Source organism: Lacinutrix jangbogonensis, assembly GCF_000797445.1.
Lineage (GTDB): Bacteria > Bacteroidota > Bacteroidia > Flavobacteriales > Flavobacteriaceae > Lacinutrix > Lacinutrix jangbogonensis.
In genome coordinates this window covers 1-1,023 of record NZ_JSWF01000010.1, presented here as the reverse complement: position 1 = coordinate 1,023, position 1,023 = coordinate 1, and the positions used below count along the sequence as shown (strand labels likewise).

Below are 1,023 nucleotides of genomic sequence, written 5' to 3'. Positions count from 1 at the left end.
TCGTTTTAAAGTGTATTATCCTTTTAAAAATTCATTTATAAATTTGATTTTCCTGTTTTTAGTCAAGCCATTATGATTCCTCAATTTGTTTTTTAAATCTGAAAAATGACCATCAATCATATTTGTTGTATTAGGTGTATTTTGATCGAAATTATCATACCAAGTAAAGAGCCATTTTATATTTGTGTTTAGACTTCTATAAGCACTTCTGAGTCGTTTATGAGTATAGTAACTTTTTCCTGTTTCGAGGTTTGTAGTGCGCTCATTTAGGAAGCATTCCCATTTTGTAAACCATAATCCTAAGCCTCCAGCAAAAGATTCTTTATCTGTCTGTTTTAACAAGCTTACAAGTGATTTAAGCTCAATCGAAGCAGGCATCTTAGGGTTTTTAGTTATGTATGGTCGTATGGTTGCAACCTGATGAAACTGACAAAGCTGTACAGGTAAATTCTTAAACAATCCTATAAGTCCCTTTCTTCCATCACAGACAATTGCAACTATAATATAGCCTCTTGATATGAGGTGATTAACACCTTCTAAGTAAAGTGTATTAGTTTCTGAACGGACATAATACCAAATTAGATTTTCTTTGGTGTAAGCGTCCTTAAATAACATCAAACCAAAGCTTCTACCCCAATAGGTTGTATCCATTAAAACTACAATTTTCCTCGGAATGCGCTCTGGAATTGTAACCTTGTATAAATCCATTTTTCGCTGGATAGTTCTCTTAGAACATCCGTGCTTTCTAGCAAGTTGCTGGTAAGTCTGTTTTCCTTTAGTATAGTCTTCCCAAATGATAGCAGGAATGACTTGTTTTCCTCCTGTAAAAAACGTGCCGCAGGATAAACATTTGTAGCGTTGTTTTTCATTTCTAATCCCATATTTTTTGGTTAGGGAACTCTTACAATAAACACATTTTTTTTATTCAAAGCCTTTGATTTACTAAAGACCTAATCAATATTAGGGCTAACAAGATTATCAGCAACCATTTTGTCTATTACATCGCATATGACAACATATAAA

General features: G+C 33.1%; 1 pseudogene. It reads right to left on the bottom strand.

Features of this window, described 5'->3' with window-relative positions:
• Nucleotides 1-15: 15 nt before the first annotated feature.
• Nucleotides 16-906: pseudogene (locus RH82_RS00070) on the bottom strand (IS256 family transposase, variant Zn-binding type); the annotation flags it as partial.
• Nucleotides 907-1,023: the final 117 nt, after the last annotated feature.